The sequence below is a fragment of the Erwinia sp. S43 genome (assembly GCF_016624745.1).
Taxonomy (GTDB): Bacteria; Pseudomonadota; Gammaproteobacteria; order Enterobacterales; family Enterobacteriaceae; genus Erwinia; species Erwinia coffeiphila.
The window spans coordinates 365,037-385,587 of record NZ_JACVTX010000002.1; the positions used below are offsets into that span (position 1 = coordinate 365,037).

Here is a 20,551-nt window from a genome sequence, read left to right on the forward strand (position 1 = left end):
TCCGATCAATCAACAAACACTGATACGGGGATGCCAAATCGATTAGCCAGCGCTCTCATATGATCCAGTGTCAGCGAACGTTCACCGCTCAAAATCCGACTCACCAACGATTTTTTTCCAATCTCGTTTTCAAAATCAGACTGAACAAGACCATGCTGATCCATGAGAACCCGCAGAAGCGACACGCCATTTTTTCCGGCTGTGATGCGGGCGTTAAACGCGGCGAATTCGGGCGCGTGGTCCTCATAAGCGGTTATTTTCGCCGTCAGCATCTCAACCAGCGGGTTGTCGGGTTGCGTTTCAAGCAAATACTCAACCAGCATTAGCGCTTCCTCATAATCCTTACGCGAAGTACTACCTCCCAGCAAAGGCACCATGCGGGCAAGCTCATTAGCTGCATTTATTGCATCGCTAAAAATCATACTTTGTTCTCCCGATAATATTTTGTTAACCGGTCGTAATCGGCATGCGTGGAGATATGTTTGATGAATATTTTCCCGCGCTCAAAGTCGGCAAAAAACATGATACGTAAGTTATTACCGCCGATATCAATAACCCACCATTTATCCCTGTATTTCATGCGATCCAGGCTGGCAAAGTATTTCTTCATCTCGTCCGGATTAGCAACTAAACGCTTCAAAAACCGATAAGTATCTTCAAGCGCAATACGATCGTTGAGAAATTGCTTTACTGCTTCGTCAAAAGGAGCTCTTGAAACAACATGCACATCCTTACCTCCAGGTTCCATTCAGAACACAGTTTACAACCGCCACCTGCAAGTTGACAATACGGAAACATGTTACGCTTTTTACTCAATACCCAATCATTCAGACTGCCTCCTCGATCCGATGAACTTTTTTTTGAATCTCCAAACAAATAAATTCCATAAAAAAGCCCGAAACAAAGGAGCATTATCCCCCCTGTTCCGGGCCTTTACGCTGTGATAAATCAGTTATTAACCGGGATCACCGCGCCTTTGTATTTGGTACGGATCCAGTCCTGGATCTGTTTAGAGTGCAGCACGGTGACCAGCGCTTTGATGTCCGGCTTGTTCTCATCACCGCGATGCACGGTAATGATGTTGGCATACGGGTTGTTCTCACCGCTTTCCACCGCAATCGGGTCTTTCACCGGGTCCAGACCGGCGTCAATCGCGTAGTTAGCGTTGATCACCACCGCGTCGCCTTCATCGTTGTTGTACATCTGCGGCAGCAGCGCGCCTTCAACGTTCGGCAGGAACTTCAGGTGTTTCGGGTTTTCCACGATGTCGCTGATGCGCGCATTCACCTTGTTCACGCCCGGCTTCAGCTTAATCACGCCCTCTTTCTCGAAGATGGACAGGATACGGCCCTCTTCCGCCACCGCATCACGCATGATCACTTTGCCGTTCTCCGGCAGCTCTTTCAGCGATTTGAACTTCTTCGAGTAGATGCCGATAGGCTCGATGTGGATCGCACCGGCGCTGACGAAATCATAGGTCTTATCACCGGCGTGATCTTTCAGCACGCTGTTCAGATACGGAATGTGCTGGAAATAGTTGGCATCGATATCGCGGCTGGCCAGCGCGGTGTTCGGCAGGATGTAGTCCTGGAACGGTTTGATTTCCAGATCGATACCCTGCTTCGCCAGAATCGGCTTCGCCTGCTCCAGAATTTCCGCGTGCGGCACGTTAGACGCCCCAACGGTCAGCGTGTCTGCCCATGCGCTCAGGCTCAGGGCACCCAGGGTTGCTGCAGCCAGCAGCGTCAGTGTTTTTTTCATTTTGGATTTTCCTAAAAGTTAACGTTTGTCGAGCCGTGTCGTGAGCACATCACCTAAAAACTGGATGATAAAAACAATCACCAGAATCATTACCGTCGCCACCAGCGTCACATCGCCGTGGTTACGTTGAAAACCTTCCAGATACGCCAGGTTACCGAGGCCACCGGCACCGATCACCCCGGCCATCGCGCTGTAGCTGACCAGCGCAATCAGCGTCACGGTAATACCGGACACCAGCGCCGGTGAGGACTCCGGCAGCAGCACGCGGAAAATCAGCGTACTCAGCTTCGCGCCCATCGAGCGGGAAGCCTCAATCACCCCTTTGTCCACTTCACGCAGGCCGATCTCCACCAGGCGGGCGTAGAACGGGGCGGCACCAACGATCAGCGCGGGCAGCGCGGCGTTAGCACCAAGGATGGTGCCGATCAGCGTTTTAGTGAACGGGATCAGCAGCACAATCAAAATAATGAACGGAATGGAGCGGAACACATTCACCAGAATGGAAATCGCGCCGTACACCGCACGGTTCTGGAACAGCCCGCCGCGCGCGGTCAGGAACAGCGCCAGGCCAAGTACAATACCCAGCACAAAGGTCGCCAGGCCGGACAGCGCGGTCATATACAGGGTTTCGCCGGTGGCGGCCCACAGCTGGTCAACCTTCAGGTGCGGAAACAGGGACTCAAACATTTTTCACCACCTCGGTTGAAATTGCGTGGGCGTGCAGGTCGGCCAGAATATTCTCCAGCTGGCTGCCGCTGGCCGGAACCTGTAGCCACAGCTCACCAAAGGTGCCGTTGGCGGTCTGGGTCATTTTTCCGTGCAGAATATTGAACGGCAGCGCGTATTTCAGCGTCAGTTCACCGACAATCGGCTGGCGGGTGCTCTGGCCGACAAAGGTCAGCTTCAGTACCGCACCCGCCGCCGCATCCACCAGATCGGCGTTAAACGGCGTATCGGCGCTGCTGTATTCGGTGGTCTGCTTCACAAACTGGCGGGTAATCGGCTGCTGCGGGTGGGTAAACACCGACAGCACTTCGCCCTCTTCCACGATGCGCCCGGCCTCCATTACCGCCACGCGGTGGCAGATCTTACGCACCACGTGCATCTCATGGGTGATCAGCACGATGGTCAGCTTCAGCTGGCGGTTAATATCCAGCAGCAGATCGAGGATCGCGTCGGTGGTTTGCGGGTCGAGTGCCGAGGTGGCTTCGTCGCACAGCAGCACGTCCGGGCTGTTGGCCAGCGCGCGGGCAATCCCCACGCGCTGCTTTTGCCCGCCGCTCAGCTGCGAGGGATAGGCCTGCTCTTTACCGTTCAGCCCGACCAGCTCAATCAGTTCCTGCACCCGGCGCTGGATCGCCGCTTTCGGCGCTCCGGCAATTTGCAGCGAGAAAGCAATATTCTCGCTGACGGTGCGCGACCACAGCAGATTGAAATGCTGAAACACCATGCTGATTTTCAGCCGCGCCTGGCGCAGCGCTTCACCGCTGGCCTGGGCGATATCCTGCCCGGCAACAACGACGCTGCCGGAGGTCGGTTTTTCCAGGCCGTTCAGCAGGCGGATCAGCGTACTTTTTCCCGCGCCGCTGTAGCCAATAATGCCGTAAATCTGGCCCTGCTCTACCTGCAGATTGACGTTGTCAACGGCGGTCACCGGACCCGATCGGGCGTTAAATATTTTAGAAACGTTGCGTAAAACGATCATCTGTTGCCTGTTTTCTGCCGTCGTATCAGCGAAATATGCTGATTAATTAAACTGATTCTTATTTGTGAATTATCGATAGCACTAATTGCCTGGTGATATTAAGCAGCAGGGAAACTATTGGAAACGACTGAAAAGATATGGCTTATAACCAAAGGGAATATTTGGAGCCTGATTGCGTCTTTCGAGTTCTGAAAACCTGTGGCAATAATGGAGAAAATTTCTGCGAAGCGTCGCGATCGGCACTGCTTTTTGCCCGCAGGCTGAATGGCTTACCGTAAAAAGGCTGCATTATGGATTACTTTATCGGCATTGATGTTGGCACCTCTAAAACCAAGTCGGTGCTGTTTGATGCCCGCTTTAACCAGCTGGAGGTCGCCTCCGTCAGCAACCGCACGCTGACCCCCGCCCCCGGTCACCAGGAGCAGCAAATGGAGGCGCTGTGGCAGAACGTGGTCAGCACGCTGAAAACGCTCTCCGCATCGCCGCTGCTGGCAAAAGGGACGCTGCGCGGTATCGGGCTGTCCGGCCAGGGCGAAGGCGCATGGCTGATTGATAAACAGGGCCAGCCGCTGCGCGATGCGCTGCTGTGGAGCGATACGCGCTCCGCGTCCTCCATTCGCGAACTCTCCGCGCGTGACGGGCTGGAAGAGACGCTGTTCGAGCTGTGCGGCAGTCGCCTGCTGCCCTGCAACAGCAGCCTGCAGCTGCGCTGGCTGCAGCAGCATCAGCCGGAGCGGCTTGAAGATGCACAGTGGTTTTTCTTCGCCAAGGACTGGATTCGTTTTCGCCTGACCGGCCGCGCCAACCTGGAGCTGACCGATGCCGGCACCTCGCTGCTGGATCTGCATCAGGGTACGCTTTCCGATACGGTCCTGAGCGAGCTGGGCATTGAAAATCTGCGCCCGCTGTTCCCGCCGCTGCTGGCCCCGCACGATCTGGCCGGGGAGCTGAGCACCGCAGCCGCAGCCGCCACCGGGCTGCCCGCCGGTACGCCGGTTGCCGCCGGGGCGCTGGACGTTTCCGCCTGCGCGCTCGGCATCGGTGCGGTGCACGACGGCGACGTTTTCACCCTGCTGGGCACCACCTGCTGTACCGGCATCGTCTGTCACGATCTGACTCAGGTCAGCCGCAAAACCCGCTTTGTCAGCCACGCCTGGAAGGGTCAGTTCCTGAATCTGTTCGCCATGCAGTCGGGCACGCCGAACCTCGACTGGGCCATCAGCCATCTGGCCGCCAACCGCAGCTTCAGCGAGCTGGGCGCAGAAATCAGCGCCCTCTCCCCCGGCAGCGGCGGCGTGTTTTATCAGCCGTACCTCAACGGCGAGCGCGCACCGTTTTACAGCCCGGTTGCCCGCGCCGGTTTCTTCGGCATCAGCCAGGACACCACCAACGCGCACCTGCTGCGTGCGGTCTTTGAGGGGCTGGCGTGGGCGATTACCGACGTGCTCAGCGACTACCCGCCGGGCGGCGATCTTTATCTGGCCGGAGGCGGTACGGCGTCGCCGTTCTGGCTACAGATTATCGCCGACTGCACCGGCCGCCGGGTGATCGTCAGCCCGCAGAGTGAACCCGGCGCGCGCGGTGCGGCGATCCTGGCGGCCATGGCGCTCGGTCAGCCGGTCAGCGCCGAGTCGCTACAGCCGGGGGATCGCCAGATCTGGCACCCGGATGCGCGATCGCATATTCAGTATCAGCGCCTGTTCCCGGTCTTCCGCCAGCTGCGCGAACAGCTGCTGCCGGTCTGGCAGGCGCGGGATGACGCCTTAACTCAACTTGCACAGGATTCAGCCGATTTATGAAAATTCTCTTTACCGCCGAGTATGCCGGTTCCCTTGATGCCTTCCGCCAGTACGGCGATCTGGTGGTGACCGGCTGGGCGTCGGGCGACAGCAAACTGAGCGAAGACGCCCTGATTGCCCACGGCCAGGACGCCGATGTGCTGATTGTCAGCTACGACGACATTACCGCCCGGGTGATTGACGCCTGCCCGCAGCTGAAGCTGATTGCCTGCACCCGCGCCAATCCGGTTAACGTCGATCTGAAGGCGGCGGCGGCACGCAATATTCCGGTACTTTACACCCCGGGGCGCAATGCCGATGCCGCAGCCGAGCTGACGCTGGGACTGATGCTCAGCCTGGCGCGGCATATCCCGCAGGCGCACGGCGCGCTGAAGCGTGGTGAATTCACCCGCGCCACCCAGGGCAGCAACGCCACTCAGCAGGGGCTGCGCCAGGACGTGGTGTGGGACGTGGATAAATCCAGTCCGTACGAGGTGTTCAAGGGCGGCGAGCTGCGCAATAAAACGCTGGGGCTGGTGGGCTACGGCAGCATCGGCCAGCGCGTCGGTCGCCTGGCGCGGGCGTTCGGCATGTCGCTGCTGGTGGCCGATCCGCGCGTGGCGGCAGAGGATATTGACGAACCGGGAGTGCGCAAAGCCACGCTGGAGGAGCTGTTTGCCGGGTCCGACTACGTCAGCCTGCATCTGACGGTGACGCCGCAGACCACCGGACTGATTGACCAGCGCCTGCTGGGGCTGATGAAGCCGGAAGCGCGGCTGATTAACACCTCACGCGCGGCGGTGGTCGTCGAAGAGGATCTGATTGTCGCCCTGCGTGAAAAACGCATTGCCGGAGCGGCGCTGGACGTGTTCGCCAGCGAACCGATCTGGCGCGATCATCCGTTTATTACCGAGTTTGATAACGTGGTGATCACCCCGCATATCGCCGGAGCGACCCGGGAAACGCTGGTGAAGCATACCGCGATGATCGCCGCTGATTTACAACGCTTCCTCAGCGGCGAACCCCTGCACTATCGCTGGCCGTCAGCCTGATAATGGTAGCGTGGGCGTGGTGGCCATAAAGGCCCGGGTGGTTTCCCAGTCCACCACGCCCGCATCCGAACCCAGGCCGCTGGCGACCAGCGAGGCCACCGCGCTGCCGACCCGACAGGCCTGTTCAACATCCAGCCCCTTCGCCAGCCCGGCAATAAAGCCGCCGCAGTAGCTGTCGCCGCAGCCGGTGGTATCCACCACCCTGACCTGCCAGGCCGGAATGCGCAGCTGGCCGCCACGGCCAAACACCCACGATCCCCGCGCGCCGTCCTTAAAGATACAGGTACCTACGCCGCGATCGAGGAAGAAGCGGGCGATGTCCTCAGGCTCCTGCTGCCCGGAAATCTGCGCGGCCTCCTCCATCGACGGCATAAAGTAGTCAATATACGGCAGCATCGGCGTCAGCAGATCCAGCGTCTGTTCATTTGGCGCAATCAGATCGAAGCTGGTCGTCACGCCGTGCTGATGCGCCCAGGCCAGCAGTTTCGCGCTCTGGCCGTTATCCATCGCCGCCAGCAGGCCGCTGCCGCCGAGGTGCAGAAAACGCGCATTGCACACCCGGGGGAAATCCGCCTCGTCGATAAACAGATGGTCCGACGCGCCGCGACAGTGCAGCGCCGGGCGTTCGCCGTTGGGGCGGATCGCCAGAATCGTCGCCGAGGTTTCGCTGGCCTGGGTGCGCTGGATAAGCGAGCCGTCAATGCCCAGCCGCCGCCAGACCCCGGCGATAAAATCCCCTTTTTCATCGTCGCCGAGGCAGGCCACTACTGCAGTATGAATGCCCAGCTTTGCGGCGTTCATTACCGCCCCGCAGGCGGTGCCCGCCGGACTCAGGCGGATTTGTTCAATAAACTCCACGCCGCCGCCGGACGGAATGCCGCGAATGGGGCGTCCGGCGATATCCAGCGTGGTTAACCCGACAAATACCGCGTCAAACTGGCTCATGCCGCCTCCTTTTTTCGCCACTGTTGCGACTGTCGCAGCCTGCCCTGCCAGAAGGAGAGCACCAGCGCCACCAGCAGCACCAGACCGTTCAGTGCGTCTTTCAGAATAAAATCCAGCCCCATCAGGTTCAGACCGTTGGCCACCAGGCCGAGGAACAGCACGCCCACCAGCGTTCCGGGCACGTTCGGCCTGCCCTGCGCATGGAATGCGGTGCCGATAAACACCGCTGCGATGGCATCCAGCAGATAGGACTGCCCGGCCAGCGGGCTGAACTGCCGCAGGTTCGCGGACAGAATAATCCCGCCGATGGCGCACAGCACAGAACTGGCGATCAGCACCCACAGCAGGTTGCGCTTAACGTTCACCCCGGCATTCAGTGAGGCGACCGGGTTGAGGCCCACGGCGTGGATGTGCTTGCCGAACAGCGTGCGCTCCAGCAGCAGATAGCAGATCAGCATCAGCGCCACGGCAATCACTACCGGAATGGCGATGCCCCACAGCGAACCGACCGCGATCTCATGGTATTCGGCGGCCATGCGGCGATAGGCAATCGGCCCGCCGCCGTCGGTCAGCACCCGCTCAAGGCTGCTGCCGATAAACCAGGTGCCCAGCGTAGCCAGAAACGGCTTCACCCGGAAACCGAGGATCAGAATGGCATTCACCAGACCGACCAGCGCCCCTCCGGCCAGTGCGGCCAGCACCGCCCCCTGCCACGGCCAGCCCCAGGTTTTCAGCGCCACCAGCGCAAACGCCGCACCGAAGTCCAGCGCCACGCCCACCGACAGATCGATGCCGCCCGAAATCACCACCAGCGTCATCGCCAGCGCGACGATCAGCAGAATGGCGTTCCCCTGCAGGATGTTGGCCAGGTTATCCGCGGTTAAAAATACCGGGCTGTTGAGGGCGAAAAACAGGATAAACAGCAGCAGGATCAGCTGGAATCCGTAGCGGGCCAGCAGTGAAAGCAGGCTGCCGCCCTGAGAGGCGGTGCGCGCGGTTAATACCTGTGTTGATTTGCTCATGGCTGCCCCCGACGCTGCACGGCCGCGGCGGCCAGGACCATCAGGATCAGCACGCCCTTCACCGTCCCCACCCAGAAAATATCCACCCGCATCAGCGCCAGCCCGTTGGAGAGCGCATTGACCAGCAGCGCCCCCAGCAGCGCGCCCCACACGGTAACCACCCGGCGGCGGGAAAACGCGGTGCCGATAAAGGTCGCCAGCACCATTTCCAGCAGCAGCGGCTCTTCGGCACCGGGCGAACTGCCGGAACCCCGTGCCAGCAGCGTCAGCGCGGCCAGCGCGGCGGCAGCCGCCGCCAGCAGATAGGAACGCAGTATTAATGCGTTCACCGGCAGCCCGGCCAGCTCGGCGGCTTCCCGGCTGCCGCCGCTGGCCTGCAGATGCTGCCCCCAGCGGCTGTGATGCACCACAAACTGGTACAGTACAAACACCGCCAGCATAAACCACACCGCCCACGGCAGACCCAGCAGCGTTCCGTCGCGGAAGGCCACCAGCCACGGCGCGTCAATGCTGATACGGCGCTGGCGGGTCAGATAGTTGGTCAGGCCGACGATCGCCACCGAACTGGCCAGCGTTGCCAGCAGCGGCGGCAGGCCCACCCTTACCACCATCAGTGCATTCACCAGCCCGGCCAGCAGCGCGGCGGCGACCGCAAGCAGCGCCAGCAGAAAGATATTCGCTTCGATCTGTACGCCGATACTGATTATCGCCACCGCCAGCACCGAAATGGCCGGCAGCGACAGATCGATGCCGCCGGAAACCACATCATCACCGCCGCCGATAATCACGCAGGCCAGGCCAAAGCAGAGAATGGCCAGCGGCGCGGTCTGTTTCAGGATCACGCTGGCGTTCTGCCAGCTGAGGAACCACGGTGCCTGGAAGCAGAAGAACACCAGCAGCGCGGCAAACAGCAGCAGCGGAATTTTATCGATGGGAAAGGCCAGCCTGCGCCGCAGGCCTGGCTGAGAGAGATCGCTCATTACGGGGCTTCCTGTTCACTGCCGCCGCTGGTCAGCGCCAGCAGCCCGTCCTGGGTCAGATTATGGGTAGGCACTTCGGCCACGATTTCGCCACGGCGCATCACCAGCAGGCGATCGCAAAGGCCAATCAGCTCGCTGGCATCGCTGGAGGAGACCAGCACGCAGCGCCCTTTATCGGCCAGCTGCCGGGTCAGATGGTAGATTTCGGCGCGCGCACCAACGTCAACGCCCAGCGTCGGCTCATCAAGGATAAACAGCTGGCTGTGGCTGTTCAGCCAGCGGGCCAGAATCACCTTCTGCTGGTTGCCGCCGCTGAGGAAGCGTACCGCCTGGCGCACGTTGCGCGGGCGAATATCCAGCTTTTCCGCCAGCGCCAGTGCGTTCTGCCGCGCCTTTTCTTTCAGCTCCCAGCCGAAACGCGACAGGCTGCCCGGCGAGGCAATATTGATGTTGTCGGCCACCGACAGCGGCTGGATCAGCCCGTGATGGCGGCGATCGCGAGGCACCAGCGCAATCCCCTCGGCAATCGCCTGCACCGGGGAGCGCAACCGCACGGCCTTACCGGCAATACGCAGCGTGCCCTGGCGCAGCGGATACAGGCCGTACAGCGCATCGATCAGCTGCTCGCGCCCTGAGCCGGATAGCCCGGCAATGCCGACAATTTCGCCCGGTGCCAGCTGGAAATTGATGTGGCGAAACGCATCGCTGCCGAGGTTTTCCAGCGACAGCCACGGCGTGGTTGACGGCGGTTTTTCCGCCGGTGGCGCAAACAGCGTGGTCAGTTCGCGGCCAACCATCAGCTCAATCAGGCGATCGATGTCATCGGCGTTGACCTCGTCCAGCGTGGCAACCTGTTTACCATTGCGCAGCACCGTCACGCGGTCACAAATCTGGGTGATCTCATTCAGGTAGTGGGAAACGTAGATAATTGCAATACCGCGCGCTTTCAGCGCCTTGATAGCCGCAAACAGCAGTGCCGCTTCCCTCGCTTCCAGCGGCGCGGTAGGTTCGTCGAACACCACCAGCCGGGCTTCACCGTCGATCAGCGCGCGGGCAATCTGCACCAGCTTCAGCTCGGCCTGCGACAGGTCGCGGATCAGGCGGTTGCCGTCCAGCCGGATATTCAGCACCTCACGAAAGAATTTTTCGCTGTCCGCACGCATCGCCCGGCGATCGAGCCGCCCCAGGCGATGACAGCGCTCCTGACCGATAAACACCGACTCCGCCACAGTGAAGTGGGGGATCAGATGCAGCTCCTGGTGGATAAAGCGGATGCCTTCCTGCTGCACCGCCGCCGGGGTCACGCTGGCCAGCCGTCGGCCCCCGACGCTGATATCGCCGCTGTCCGGGGCATACACCCCCGCCAGGATCTTAATCAGCGTGGATTTCCCCGCGCCGTTCTCACCGATCAGGCCATGAATTTCACCGGGGTGAACGTGAAGTTCAACCCCGTCGAGGGCAGTCACACCGGCAAAGGTTTTGCGGATGTGCTGCATAAACAGGCCGCCCGGGGCGGCCTTGTGCAGAGACTGAGTCACGCCGCGATTACTCCTTCAGATCGCCGTAGCCCAGCTGTTTGTAGACCGCCTTTGCCTCTTCCGGTCCCTGTACCGGCAGCACCGGTACGAATGTCTGCGGCAGCAGCTTCGCGCCGCCGAAGTAGCGGGCGACATTATCGGCGGAGGTGGTGCCGATCAGGCGTGGCTGCTGTGCGACGTTGGCCACGAACGGGCTGTCTTTCTCGGCCATGATTTCCAGCGTGTCCGGACCGGCATCAATCGCGGTGACTTTCACGTCTTTGTCGCGGCCGGTTTCTTCCAGCGCCTGCACGATACCGATGGCCGGCTGATCCCAGCAGGCAACGTGGATGGCATCCAGCGTGCCTTTCGGATGCTGGCTCAGCAGTTCGAGGGTTTTCTTACGTGCATCTTCCGGAGAGTTGGCAAACTGTTCGGCCAGCTCCGGCTGGAGGATCTTAATACCCGGATAGTCCTGCAGCACATATTTCCACTGATCGTAGCGGATGCCGCAGATGCGCAGCGAGTTCGAGAAGGCGTTGAATACCGCCACGGTGCCTTTGCCACCCAGCGCATCCGCCGTATAGCGGCCAATGGTACTACCGAGGCTGTAGTTATCTGAAGTGGTGTTGTTTACCGAATACGGCGAGACGTGATCGACGGTAAATACCGGGATGTTGGCATCACGCAGCGCTTTGAATTTTGGCTCAACCGAGCTGTCGCCGAGGATGCTGATAACCGCATCCACCTTGCGCGCGCGCAGGATGTCGTGGTTATCCGCATGCACCTGGTTATCGCGGCCGCCGTCAACACCCACTACCTTACCACCCAGTTTTTCCACCTCTTCCGTGGCGCCTTTATAGGCCTCACGATCCCAGAAGTGCTGGGTGCCGACCACGGCGATACCGATGGTTTTGCCTTGCAGAGAGAGCGCCTGCTCTGCTGCTGCCACATTGGTGAGAGTTCCCAGGGCAAGTAATACAGCAGCCACGCGACTGATTTTGAACGCCATAAATTTTCCCACTTTTCATTATGTTATTAGTAGAAAATTTACGCTATCAGGCAGTTTTAATTCCTAAAAATAATTAAAATTAATATTTAATAACAAAAATACATATAGCAGAAACGGAGCAGAGAGCTGACTACTCCGTTTCTGTGGCGTTACAGCGTTTTCAGCGCCCGGGCGAAAAAGTCTCTGCCGCCGAAGTTGCCTGATTTCAGCGCCAGGGCAATCGGCCGCTCGCCGCCGGACACCATCGCCGGAACGCCGGTATCGATCTCCTGACCAATGGTCAAGGCATCAAGATCCAGCGCGCTGACCACCGCCCCTGAGGTTTCGCCACCGCCCACCACCAGCCGCCGTACGCCTTCGGCTACCAGCTGCCGTGCCGTCAGGCCAAACAGCGTATCCAGCGCTTCGGCAATCTTTTCGCGGCCGTATTCCTGCTGTAGCTGGCGTACCGTTTCCGGATCGCCGGAAGAATAGACCAGCGGAGCCTGGCCCTGATGCGCCTGAATAAAGTCCACCAGCTGCTGCGGACCCGTTGCGCCGCTCAACACCTCTTTCACGTCAATCATCAGCACAGGATGCTGCTTTTCATGCTCGGCGATCTGCCCGCGCGTGGCACCGGAACAGCTGCCGACGAGGATCGCTTCCGCGCCGCTCACCTGCGGCACGCCCGCGCGCTGCCCCTGCGCCCGCCCGTCAGCAATAAAGTTATGCGGCAGCGCCCGGGCAATCCCCGACCCGCCGGTCACCAGCGCGGCTCCCCGGCAGGCGTTGCCGATAGTGGTGAGATCGTCATTGCTGATGGCATCGACAATGACCAGTACCCTGCCCTCTTCTGCCTGAGCGACCAGCGCGGCCTGTACCGCCTCGCTGCCCGCGCTGACCGTTTGCCAGCCAATATGCCCGACGCGGTTTTGCGACTGCCGCGCCAGCACCCGGCGCAGATCGGCATCGGTCATCGGCGTCAGCGGATGGTGTTGCATGCCGGATTCGTTCAGCGGCTTGTCGTGCACAAACAGATGCCCCTGATACAGCGTACGGCCCATCGCCGGAAACGCCGGGCACATCACCACACTCTGCGCTTCCAGGTGCGCCGCCAGCGCGTCGGTCACCGGCCCGATATTCCCCTCGTCGGTGGAATCGAAGGTGGAGCAGTATTTAAAAATAATCTGCTCGCAGCCCTGTTCCTGCAGCCAGAGGCAGGCGGCCAGCGACTGCGCCACCGCCTCTTCCACCGGCAGCGAACGGCTTTTCAGCGCGATAACGCCCGCCTCAACCGAGGCATCGGCTTGCACCGACGGCACGCCAAGATACTGCGTGGTGCGCAGCCCGCCTTCCCCTTCCAGACCCTTGGACAGCGTCACGGCAATATCGCTGGCACCGGTAAAATCGTCGGCAATCACTCCAATCAGCATGATTTACTCCTCCCCGGTGTCGGTTACGCTGGCCTTCATCAGGCTGGCAGCGGCGTGCGGCGCGGTCAGCACAGGGATGCTGACCTGCTCGCGGACGGCGGCGGCGGCACGCGAGGTGGAAAAGTGCGCCAGCATAATCACGTCGCAGTGCGCCAGCTCAGCGGCACGTGCGGCCACCAGCCGATTATGGCTCTGCGCATCGCCTTTTTTCAGCAGATCGATGGCCTCCGGCACCAGCACGGTGGTCAGCCGCGCGGCCGAACCGGTGCGCGCCACGTACTCGTCAAATTCTGCGGTCATGGTTTCCACCGCCGGGCCAAAGGTGGCCAGCATGCCGATATCGCTGCCCTGCGCGATGGCCTGACGGAACATCGCCTCGTTCGGGCGCAGCACCGGAATGGTCAGTTTTTCCGCCAGCCGGTCAATCGCCGGGCCAAACGCCGAGCAGGTGATCAGAATGCCGTCGGCCTGCATATCCGCTGCGTATTCGCCCAGGCGCACAAAGCGGTCGATCATCGCCTCGGTGAGCTCCGGGCTGCGGGCGCGGTCAATCGACAGGCCGTCATCCAGCAGATTGATGGTTTCCGCCTGCGGCCAGATTTCGGCGAAGGCAGTGTGGATCGGCTCCATGGCCACCGGGGTGGCATGCAGTAAAACAATTCGCGATGTCATTTCAACTCCAGTCTGTCGGGGTACAGTCTTAATGTAAGGGCTTACAATTGTTTCTGTAAAGTGATACCGATCACATAAAAACAGGTTGGCATCGCTCGTACGGTGTTGAAATTTTATGTGCAAGGCAGCAAAATTGAAAGCGCTTACAAAAATTAATACCCCACGCAACAGGTTGCTCTGCCACCTGGCCCGGCAACAACGCTAAAAATGGACAGTGAGAACGCCCTATGACAACGCCTGCAAACTCATCATCTCTCCCGACCGCTGCCGTGCCGCACAGCGCGGCGGTCAGCCCGTCCGTGGCAAAAAAGCTGCCGCGCCAGTTTCGCGATCTGCTGGCGCTGGATGACTTTGAGCGCCACGCGCGCCGCCGCCTGCCGAATATGATTTATCAGTACGTGGCGGGCGGGGTGGAAACCGGCCAGGGCATTGCCGGAAATTTTGATGCCTATCAGCGCTTTAAATTTATTCCACGGATGTTCCGCGACGTTTCCGGCCGCGACCAGTCGGTGAATCTGTTTGGCCACCGCTATCAGCACCCGTTCGGCGTGGCCCCGCTGGGCGGCGCGTCCTTTGTCGCCTATCAGGCCGATATCGCCCTCGCCCGCGCCGCCCGCAGCATGAACGTGCCGATGATCCTCAGCGCCTCGTCGCTGGTGAAGCTGGAAGACGTGCACGCCGCCAACCCGGACGCCTGGTTCCAGGCCTATCTGGCCGGGGATCAGCCGCGCATCGACCGGCTGGTGGACCGCGTGGAGGCTGCCGGGTATCAGACGCTGGTGGTGACCGGCGATACGCCGATGCTCGGCAACCGCGAGCACAACACCCGTAGCGGCTTCAGTATGCCGATCAAAATCACCCCAAAGGTGGCGTTTGAAAGCGCGATGAACCCGCGCTGGCTGCTGGGTACGGTGGCGCAAACCTTCCTGCGCCACGGCGCGCCGCATTTTGAAAACACCGATGCCGAACGCGGCCCGCCGATGATGTCCAGTAAGGTGCGCAACACCAACGCCCGCGACAAGCTGTGCTGGAAAAACGTCGAGGCCATTCGCAAAAAATGGCGCGGTAACCTGGTGATTAAGGGACTGATGTCGCCGCAGGATGCGTTTATCGCCCGCGATCTCGGCGCGGATGCGGTCATCCTATCGAATCACGGCGGGCGTCAGCTCGACCACACCATCCCGCCCCTGTATACGCTGGCGGAAATTGCGGCGGCAAAAGGCGATATGAAGGTGATTATCGACAGCGGCATCCGGCGCGGCACCGACGTGATGAAGGCAATGGCGCTGGGGGCAGACTTCGTATTCCTCGGTCGCCCTTTCCTTTACGCGACGGTGGTTGCCGGGCAGGCAGGTGTGGAGCACGCCATGGGCATTCTGCGTGATGAAATCGACCGCGATCTGGCGCTGCTGGGCGTTCGCACACCGGGCGAGCTGGATGACAGCTATCTGCGCAAACTGTGAAAACCAGGAGTCAGACCATGACCGAGAAAACAACGCTGCGCGTATTTAGCGTGCTGGCCATCCGCGCCGCTGTTGACCGGCTGCTGCCGCTGTGGCAGCAGCAGTATCCCGACATTACGCTGGATATCGCGTGGGGGCCAACGGTGGTGATTGAAAAAAACATCGCCGCCGGGCAGCGTGCCGATGCGGTAATTGTCACCGTCGATGCGCTGGACCGGCTGATAGCCGCAGGCGAGGTGCGTGCGGCAAGCCGGATTGAGCTGGTGGATTCGCAGATTGGCCTCGCTACCCTGCCCGGCACGCCGCATCCGGATATCAGCAGCGTGGCGGCGCTAAAAGAGGCGCTGCTGAACGCGCGCTCCGTCGGCTATTCACTGGCCGGGGCCAGCGGCATCTACTTCCGGCAGCTGCTGGAAAATCTGGGCATCGCCGACGAGGTTAACCGGCGGGCCACCACCATCCCCGAGGGCTTTACCGCCCGGTTGCTGGTGGAGGGTCAGGCGGATATCGCCGTGCAGCAGATCAGCGAGCTGCTGACCGTGGAGGGGATTGAGATTATCGGCCCGCTGCCGCCGGGGGCAGAGAAAACTCTATCGTTCTCCGCCGGGGTATTCAGGGAGGCTGAGCAGCCTGAAGATGCCGCGCTGCTGCTGGCATTTCTGCGCTCCGCCGAGGCCCGCCGTATCTTCGAGGCCTCGGGGTTAAGCTGGCGGGAGTAGCTCAGCGCGGAAAGTGACTCACGGACACACCTGTTCCGGGTGCTCTGCGGCCCTGTAACGAAAGCCGCTCAGCGAGGCTGACGCGGGGCCGATCCGGTGCTGCTGCGCACGATCAGTTCCGGCTTCAGCAGTGTCTGGCGCGGGGCCTCTTCGCCATTCAGCGCGGCCAGCAGATAGTCGGCCGCATGCTCGCCGATGCGGTCCAGCTCCACCCGCATGGTGGTCAGCGGGTGCTCCAGATGCTCTGAATACTCATAGTCGTTAAAGCCGGTGATCGAAATATCGTTCGGGATGCGCAGATAACGCTCCGCCGCCCCGCGCATCGCGCCAAACGCCAGCAGGTCATTCCCGCAGATCACCGCCGTCGGCGGCGTCGGGCCGTCCAGCAGACGGAACATCGCCTGCCGCGCATCGTTCATGGTGAACGCGCTGTTCACCAGATTCTCCTCCGCCAGCGCCAGCCCGGCCTTAGCCAGCGCCTGCCGGGTGCCGCTGATACGATCGGAAACGCGATCGTTCGACGGCGGCGTACCAACAATCACCGCAAAACGCTGATGCCCCAGCCCCAGCAGGTGCGTGGTCAGCTCTTCCGCCGCCTGTTCGTTGTCATAGCCGACGCTGGGATAGCGCTGGTCCACCGAAAAAGTCTGGATACAGGGGATATTCTGCTGCTCAATGCGCTCCCACAGGCGGGGATGGTGTGAGTTACCCACCAGCATCAGCGCATCGATACCGTACTCCACCAGCTTGTTCACCTCTTTCAGCTCGGTATTCGGGTCAAAATCAGAGTTGGCCAGCAGCAGCGTGTAGCCGGACTGGTGAATTTTCTGCTGAAAGGTCGCCAGCGGGCGCGAAAAGGTTTCCGTCGCCAGCGTCGGCACCACGGCACCGATGGTCATGCTGCGGCGCGAGGCCAGGGTGCGCGCCGCCCGGTTAATCACATATCCCAGTTCCTCGCAGGCGCGTTCTACCGCCTCGCGCCGTGCCGCTTTGACCGTGGTGCTGCCGTTCAGCACGCGGGAGACGGTTGCGGTCGATACGCCGGATCGCTTTGCGACATCTTCCAGCGACACGCGGCCAGGCAGAAGGGACTTATCGGACATGTTAGAACTCCAGACTGAAATTAGTGACCTCGTCCACAAAATTTGCAGACAACTGACGATTCATTTTGAAAGCGCTTACTTTTGGCTTGACTGTATTTTGTAATCGCTTACTTTTAACGACATGTTATCAGATACCGGTATTTTATCACCAGGCGATAACAATTAATCTGTAACAAACGACTTACCCGCGTGCGCACGCCAGGTCAAATAACATCAAGATAATAAAGGAATTCACCATGCGTAGATACCCAAAGATCCGTTGGCTGATGATAACATTTTGCTTTTTTGCTATCGCCATCAACTACATAGACCGCATTAACCTGGCCATCGCCGCGCCGCACATCAAAGCCGACCTCGGACTGGATGATACCAGTATGGGCCTGATCCTCGGCGCTTTCTTCTGGACCTATGCCCTGATGCAGATCCCGGCCGGTCGTCTGATTGACCGCCTGGGGGCTCGTGCCGGTCTGGCTATCGCCGTCGGCTGGTGGTCGATGTTTACCGTCTTTACCGCTTTCGGTCGCGGTTTTGCCTCGCTGTTTGGCGCACGTCTGCTGCTGGGCATCGGGGAATCCGGCGGCTATCCGGGCTGTGCCAAAGTGGTGTATTCCTGGTTTGCCAAGAAAGAACGCGCCACCGCCAGCGGCATCTTCGATGCAGGCCCGCGTGCCGGTAGCGCCATCGCTCTGCCGCTGGTCGCCTGGCTGATCAGCACCTGGAACTGGGAAACGTCGTTTATCGTCACCGGCGCGATTGGCCTGATCTGGATGGTTATCTGGCTGGCCTTCTACCGCGAACCGGAAGATATGAAGGGGCTGAACGAGCAGGAGCGCCAGAACCTGCTGGAAGATCGCAGCGTACACGTGGTGGACAAGAGCGAGAAAGTCAGCATCAAAGCGCTGTTCCGCTACCGCACCGTGTGGGGCATGATGATTGGCTTCTTCTGCATGAACTTTGCCACCTACTTCTTCGTCACCTGGTTCCCGACCTATCTGACCATCGCGCACGGCTTTTCGCTGAAAGAGCTGGGTACGCTGGGCGCGATTCCGGCACTGATGGGTATCCCGGGTAGTCTGCTCGGCGGCGTCTGTTCCGACTGGCTGTACCGCAAAGGCTTCTCGCTGACCACCGCACGTAAAACCTGTCTGATTGCCGGGATGCTGCTCTCCTCGGTTATCGCCTTCGCCGCCTTCACCAACAGCATTACGGTGATTCTGGTGCTGTTCTCGCTGACCTATGCCGGTCTGGCCTTTACCGCTGCCAATATCTGGACGTTACCGGCCGATGTGGCACCGTCTTCCGGCTACGTGGGCACGCTGGGCGGCATCCAGAACTTCGCCGGAAACCTGGCAGGCATCGTCACCGCATCGTTCACCGGTCTGATGCTGACGCTGAGCCACGGCTCCTTTGTGATACCGCTGCTGGTTGCCGGTGGTATCTGTCTGTTCGGCGCATTCAACTTCCTGTTCATCATGGGGAAAGTAGAACCGCTGGATCTGAAAACCGACGGCCAGCTGGGTAAACCGCTGACGACCGACCGTTAATCCATTGTGCAGGGAATGATTATGAGTAATGAAAACCAACTTCGTGAAGAGATCTGCTGGGCCGGTGCCAACCTGTTTCAGCGCGGCTACACCGTCGGCACCGCCGGCAACATCAGCGCCCGCCTGGAAGACGGCTGGCTGATTACTCCAACGGATGCCTGCCTCGGCCGCCTCGACCCGGCAAAGATTGCCAAGGTCAGCACCAGCGGTGAGTGGGTGTCCGGGGATAAACCGTCGAAAACCCTGCAGCTGCACCGCCAGGTTTATGATCGTAACACGGAGGCGGGAGCGGTGGTTCATACCCATTCTACCCATCTGGTGGGCCTGACGCTGGCGGGCGTCTGGCAGCAGGAGAGCATTCTGCCGCCGATCACCCCCTATCAGGTGATGAAAGTGGGCCGCATCCCGTTGATCCGCTACCAGCGCCCCGGCGCAGCGGACGTCGCCGAGCAGGTGGCTCGCCTGGCGCTGGAAGTGCGTGGCGTGATGCTGGAGCGCCTCGGACCAGTTATCTGGGGCAAGAGCGTGGCCACCGCCACCGCCGCGCTGGAAGAGCTGGAAGAAACCGCCCGCCTGTGGCTGCTTTCTGCCGATAAACCGGAACCGTTGAGCCAGGCGGCGGTCGCGGAGTTGTGCGAGGTGTTCAGCACCCGCTGGTAAGCCCTGAGCTGTACCCTACAAAAACAGGCAAGGAACCCCCAATGAACAAACCTTTGTATGCAGCCATGCTGTTGGCCTTCTCCTGCGCCGCAGCCAGCGCCCAGGCGCAGAGCCTGGTGTATGTGTCTAACGCCGCGAGCGGCACGGTGACCGGCTATAAGCTGGATAAAACCAAACCGGCGCTCGAATCAACGGGCACCTTCCCCGCTGGAGAAAAAGCGATGTCGTCCGTCGTCTCGCCGGATAAGAAAATGCTCTACGTCTCGGTGCGCAGCAAGCCATACCGCGTCGTGGCCTATCATATCCAGCCCGACGGCACGCTGCTGAAAGCCAGCGAAACCCCGCTGCCGGAGAGCATGGCGTATCTGTCTACCGACAGGCAGGGGCACTACCTGCTCAGCGCTTCATTCGGCGGCGATCTGTTCAGCATCAACGCGATCGACAGCGCGGGCAACGTGGTGGAGAAGCCGGTACAGGTGGTCCACACCGGCAAACGCGCCCATGCGGTGCAGGTGGATGTGGAAAACCGCCATCTGTACGTCACCCAGCTTGGCACCGACCAGCTGTTGCAGTACCGCTTTGACGGCGCAACCGGGAAAGTCACGCCGCTCGATCCGCCGTTTATCAATATCCAGCACGAGGCCGCAACCGGGCCGCGTCACTTTGTTATCGCCCCACTGCGCGATAAGCAGGGACAGCGCAATATGTACATCCTGAACGAGATGGCAGGCAATATCACCCGCGTCACCCTGGACGATGCGGGCCGCGCGACGGCGCACGAAGACGTATCGTCCATCTCGCCGGATGAGGATATGCAGCGCGGCGAAGCACGCCCGTTAACCGGCGATGACGACCTGCCGCCGTCGCACAAGCCGCGCATCTGGCAGGCGGATATTCATCTGACGCCGGACGGTCGCTTTCTCTACTCCACCGAGCGCACCAGCAGCACGCTGACGTCGTTCTCGGTCGATGCCGGTGATGGTCATCTGACCCGGCTGCAAAGCATTAAAACCGAAGCACAGCCGCGCGGCTTTGCCATCGATAACAGCGGCCGCTTCCTGATTGAGTCCGGGCAGAAATCGGAGCAGCTGTCGCTGTATGCCATCAATTCGTCCACCGGCGCGCTGACGCTGCTTGGCCGCTATCCCACCGGCAAAGGCGCTAACTGGGTCACCCTGGTTGAGTGATGCCATCGGTCTTATTTAC

20 protein-coding genes are annotated in these 20,551 nt (G+C 60.4%); 7 read left to right on the forward strand and 13 right to left on the reverse strand.

The features are described from left to right. Positions 1–5 precede the first annotated feature (5 nt). From IBT47_RS03890 to IBT47_RS03910, 5 genes are all read right to left on the reverse strand, one after another. Positions 6–422: a type II toxin-antitoxin system HigA family antitoxin gene (locus IBT47_RS03890; protein ID WP_200559240.1), complete on the reverse strand. Its 417-nt coding sequence runs from the start codon at positions 420–422 to the stop codon at positions 6–8. Then, the gene (locus IBT47_RS03895; protein WP_200559390.1) at positions 419–727 is read right to left on the reverse strand and encodes a type II toxin-antitoxin system HigB family toxin; all 309 of its coding nucleotides are present in this window, start codon (positions 725–727) and stop codon (positions 419–421) included. Before IBT47_RS03895 ends, IBT47_RS03890 begins: the two co-directional genes overlap by 4 nt. Before the next feature lie 221 nt (positions 728–948). Next, entirely contained in the window at positions 949–1,761 is an 813-nt protein-coding gene (locus tag IBT47_RS03900) for a MetQ/NlpA family ABC transporter substrate-binding protein (RefSeq protein WP_105591653.1), read from the reverse strand. 18 nt (positions 1,762–1,779) lie between these two features. Further along, the gene (locus IBT47_RS03905) at positions 1,780–2,448 is read right to left on the reverse strand and encodes a methionine ABC transporter permease (protein ID WP_105591654.1); all 669 of its coding nucleotides are present in this window, start codon (positions 2,446–2,448) and stop codon (positions 1,780–1,782) included. Further along, a complete protein-coding gene (locus IBT47_RS03910) occupies positions 2,441–3,466 on the reverse strand; it encodes a methionine ABC transporter ATP-binding protein (protein WP_105591655.1) in 1,026 nt (341 codons plus the stop codon). Before IBT47_RS03910 ends, IBT47_RS03905 begins: the two co-directional genes overlap by 8 nt. Positions 3,467–3,756: 290 nt before the next feature. Between IBT47_RS03910 and IBT47_RS03915 the strand changes: the two genes are divergently transcribed. Together IBT47_RS03915 and IBT47_RS03920 are read left to right on the forward strand one after the other, a co-directional pair. After that, on the forward strand, positions 3,757–5,265 hold the full coding sequence (locus tag IBT47_RS03915) for an FGGY-family carbohydrate kinase (protein ID WP_200559241.1): 1,509 nt from the start codon (positions 3,757–3,759) through the stop codon (positions 5,263–5,265). After that, positions 5,262–6,296: a 2-hydroxyacid dehydrogenase gene (locus tag IBT47_RS03920; protein WP_200559242.1), complete on the forward strand. Its 1,035-nt coding sequence runs from the start codon at positions 5,262–5,264 to the stop codon at positions 6,294–6,296. The genes IBT47_RS03915 and IBT47_RS03920 overlap by 4 nt, the downstream gene beginning before the upstream one ends. Here the strand turns inward: IBT47_RS03920 and IBT47_RS03925 are convergent. The 7 genes from IBT47_RS03925 to IBT47_RS03955 all read right to left on the reverse strand — a co-directional run bounded on the left by IBT47_RS03925 (position 6,288) and on the right by IBT47_RS03955 (position 13,856). Further along, a complete protein-coding gene (locus IBT47_RS03925; protein WP_200559243.1) occupies positions 6,288–7,241 on the reverse strand; it encodes a carbohydrate kinase family protein in 954 nt (317 codons plus the stop codon). The two genes, IBT47_RS03920 and IBT47_RS03925, sit on opposite strands and share 9 nt — an antisense overlap. Continuing rightward, positions 7,238–8,263 carry an ABC transporter permease gene (locus IBT47_RS03930; protein WP_200559244.1) on the reverse strand — a complete coding sequence of 342 codons (1,026 nt, stop codon included), beginning with the start codon at positions 8,261–8,263 and terminating at the stop codon, positions 7,238–7,240. The genes IBT47_RS03925 and IBT47_RS03930 overlap by 4 nt, the downstream gene beginning before the upstream one ends. Continuing rightward, positions 8,260–9,243, reverse strand: coding sequence for an ABC transporter permease (locus tag IBT47_RS03935; protein WP_200559245.1), 984 nt, complete (start codon positions 9,241–9,243; stop codon positions 8,260–8,262). The genes IBT47_RS03930 and IBT47_RS03935 overlap by 4 nt, the downstream gene beginning before the upstream one ends. Beyond that, positions 9,243–10,739, reverse strand: a complete 1,497-nt coding sequence (locus IBT47_RS03940) for a sugar ABC transporter ATP-binding protein (protein WP_200559392.1) — start codon at positions 10,737–10,739, stop codon at positions 9,243–9,245. Before IBT47_RS03940 ends, IBT47_RS03935 begins: the two co-directional genes overlap by 1 nt. A gap of 49 nt (positions 10,740–10,788) precedes the next feature. Then, entirely contained in the window at positions 10,789–11,772 is a 984-nt protein-coding gene (locus IBT47_RS03945; protein WP_200559246.1) for a sugar ABC transporter substrate-binding protein, read from the reverse strand. A gap of 149 nt (positions 11,773–11,921) precedes the next feature. Continuing rightward, the gene (otnK, locus tag IBT47_RS03950) at positions 11,922–13,184 is read right to left on the reverse strand and encodes a 3-oxo-tetronate kinase (RefSeq protein WP_200559247.1); all 1,263 of its coding nucleotides are present in this window, start codon (positions 13,182–13,184) and stop codon (positions 11,922–11,924) included. Between the two features lie 3 nt (positions 13,185–13,187). Continuing rightward, complete coding sequence (locus IBT47_RS03955) at positions 13,188–13,856, reverse strand: aspartate/glutamate racemase family protein (RefSeq protein WP_200559248.1); 669 nt, start codon at positions 13,854–13,856, stop codon at positions 13,188–13,190. A 227-nt stretch (positions 13,857–14,083) separates the two neighbouring features. On the opposite strand from IBT47_RS03955, the gene IBT47_RS03960 reads away from it, so the two are divergent. Continuing rightward, positions 14,084–15,319, forward strand: coding sequence for an alpha-hydroxy acid oxidase (locus tag IBT47_RS03960; protein WP_200545021.1), 1,236 nt, complete (start codon positions 14,084–14,086; stop codon positions 15,317–15,319). A gap of 17 nt (positions 15,320–15,336) precedes the next feature. Then, on the forward strand, positions 15,337–16,038 hold the full coding sequence (locus tag IBT47_RS03965; protein WP_200559249.1) for a substrate-binding domain-containing protein: 702 nt from the start codon (positions 15,337–15,339) through the stop codon (positions 16,036–16,038). A gap of 68 nt (positions 16,039–16,106) precedes the next feature. On the opposite strand, the gene IBT47_RS03970 is transcribed toward IBT47_RS03965, so the two are convergent. After that, positions 16,107–17,141, reverse strand: a complete 1,035-nt coding sequence (locus IBT47_RS03970) for a LacI family DNA-binding transcriptional regulator (protein WP_200559250.1) — start codon at positions 17,139–17,141, stop codon at positions 16,107–16,109. 236 nt (positions 17,142–17,377) lie between these two features. On the opposite strand from IBT47_RS03970, the gene IBT47_RS03975 reads away from it, so the two are divergent. Genes IBT47_RS03975 through IBT47_RS03985 form a run of 3 tightly spaced genes read left to right on the forward strand, consistent with a single transcriptional unit; the run spans position 17,378 to position 20,532 of the window. Beyond that, on the forward strand, positions 17,378–18,685 hold the full coding sequence (locus IBT47_RS03975) for an MFS transporter (protein WP_105591667.1): 1,308 nt from the start codon (positions 17,378–17,380) through the stop codon (positions 18,683–18,685). 21 nt (positions 18,686–18,706) lie between these two features. Then, the gene (locus tag IBT47_RS03980; protein WP_200559251.1) at positions 18,707–19,345 is read left to right on the forward strand and encodes an aldolase; all 639 of its coding nucleotides are present in this window, start codon (positions 18,707–18,709) and stop codon (positions 19,343–19,345) included. Between the two features lie 41 nt (positions 19,346–19,386). Next, entirely contained in the window at positions 19,387–20,532 is a 1,146-nt protein-coding gene (locus tag IBT47_RS03985; protein WP_200559252.1) for a beta-propeller fold lactonase family protein, read from the forward strand. Positions 20,533–20,551: the final 19 nt, after the last annotated feature.

Coding starts and splice junctions, on each gene's coding strand:
- IBT47_RS03890 (WP_200559240.1), bottom strand. CDS start 422: ATGATTTTTAGCGATGCAATAAATGCAGCTAATGAGCTTGCCCGCATG.
- IBT47_RS03900 (WP_105591653.1), bottom strand. CDS start 1,761: ATGAAAAAAACACTGACGCTGCTGGCTGCAGCAACCCTGGGTGCCCTG.
- IBT47_RS03905 (WP_105591654.1), bottom strand. CDS start 2,448: ATGTTTGAGTCCCTGTTTCCGCACCTGAAGGTTGACCAGCTGTGGGCC.
- IBT47_RS03910 (WP_105591655.1), bottom strand. CDS start 3,466: ATGATCGTTTTACGCAACGTTTCTAAAATATTTAACGCCCGATCGGGT.
- IBT47_RS03915 (WP_200559241.1), top strand. CDS start 3,757: ATGGATTACTTTATCGGCATTGATGTTGGCACCTCTAAAACCAAGTCG.
- IBT47_RS03920 (WP_200559242.1), top strand. CDS start 5,262: ATGAAAATTCTCTTTACCGCCGAGTATGCCGGTTCCCTTGATGCCTTC.
- IBT47_RS03925 (WP_200559243.1), bottom strand. CDS start 7,241: ATGAGCCAGTTTGACGCGGTATTTGTCGGGTTAACCACGCTGGATATC.
- IBT47_RS03930 (WP_200559244.1), bottom strand. CDS start 8,263: ATGAGCAAATCAACACAGGTATTAACCGCGCGCACCGCCTCTCAGGGC.
- IBT47_RS03935 (WP_200559245.1), bottom strand. CDS start 9,243: ATGAGCGATCTCTCTCAGCCAGGCCTGCGGCGCAGGCTGGCCTTTCCC.
- IBT47_RS03940 (WP_200559392.1), bottom strand. CDS start 10,739: ATGCAGCACATCCGCAAAACCTTTGCCGGTGTGACTGCCCTCGACGGG.
- IBT47_RS03945 (WP_200559246.1), bottom strand. CDS start 11,772: ATGGCGTTCAAAATCAGTCGCGTGGCTGCTGTATTACTTGCCCTGGGA.
- otnK (WP_200559247.1), bottom strand. CDS start 13,184: ATGCTGATTGGAGTGATTGCCGACGATTTTACCGGTGCCAGCGATATT.
- IBT47_RS03955 (WP_200559248.1), bottom strand. CDS start 13,856: ATGACATCGCGAATTGTTTTACTGCATGCCACCCCGGTGGCCATGGAG.
- IBT47_RS03960 (WP_200545021.1), top strand. CDS start 14,084: ATGACAACGCCTGCAAACTCATCATCTCTCCCGACCGCTGCCGTGCCG.
- IBT47_RS03965 (WP_200559249.1), top strand. CDS start 15,337: ATGACCGAGAAAACAACGCTGCGCGTATTTAGCGTGCTGGCCATCCGC.
- IBT47_RS03970 (WP_200559250.1), bottom strand. CDS start 17,141: ATGTCCGATAAGTCCCTTCTGCCTGGCCGCGTGTCGCTGGAAGATGTC.
- IBT47_RS03975 (WP_105591667.1), top strand. CDS start 17,378: ATGCGTAGATACCCAAAGATCCGTTGGCTGATGATAACATTTTGCTTT.
- IBT47_RS03980 (WP_200559251.1), top strand. CDS start 18,707: ATGAGTAATGAAAACCAACTTCGTGAAGAGATCTGCTGGGCCGGTGCC.
- IBT47_RS03985 (WP_200559252.1), top strand. CDS start 19,387: ATGAACAAACCTTTGTATGCAGCCATGCTGTTGGCCTTCTCCTGCGCC.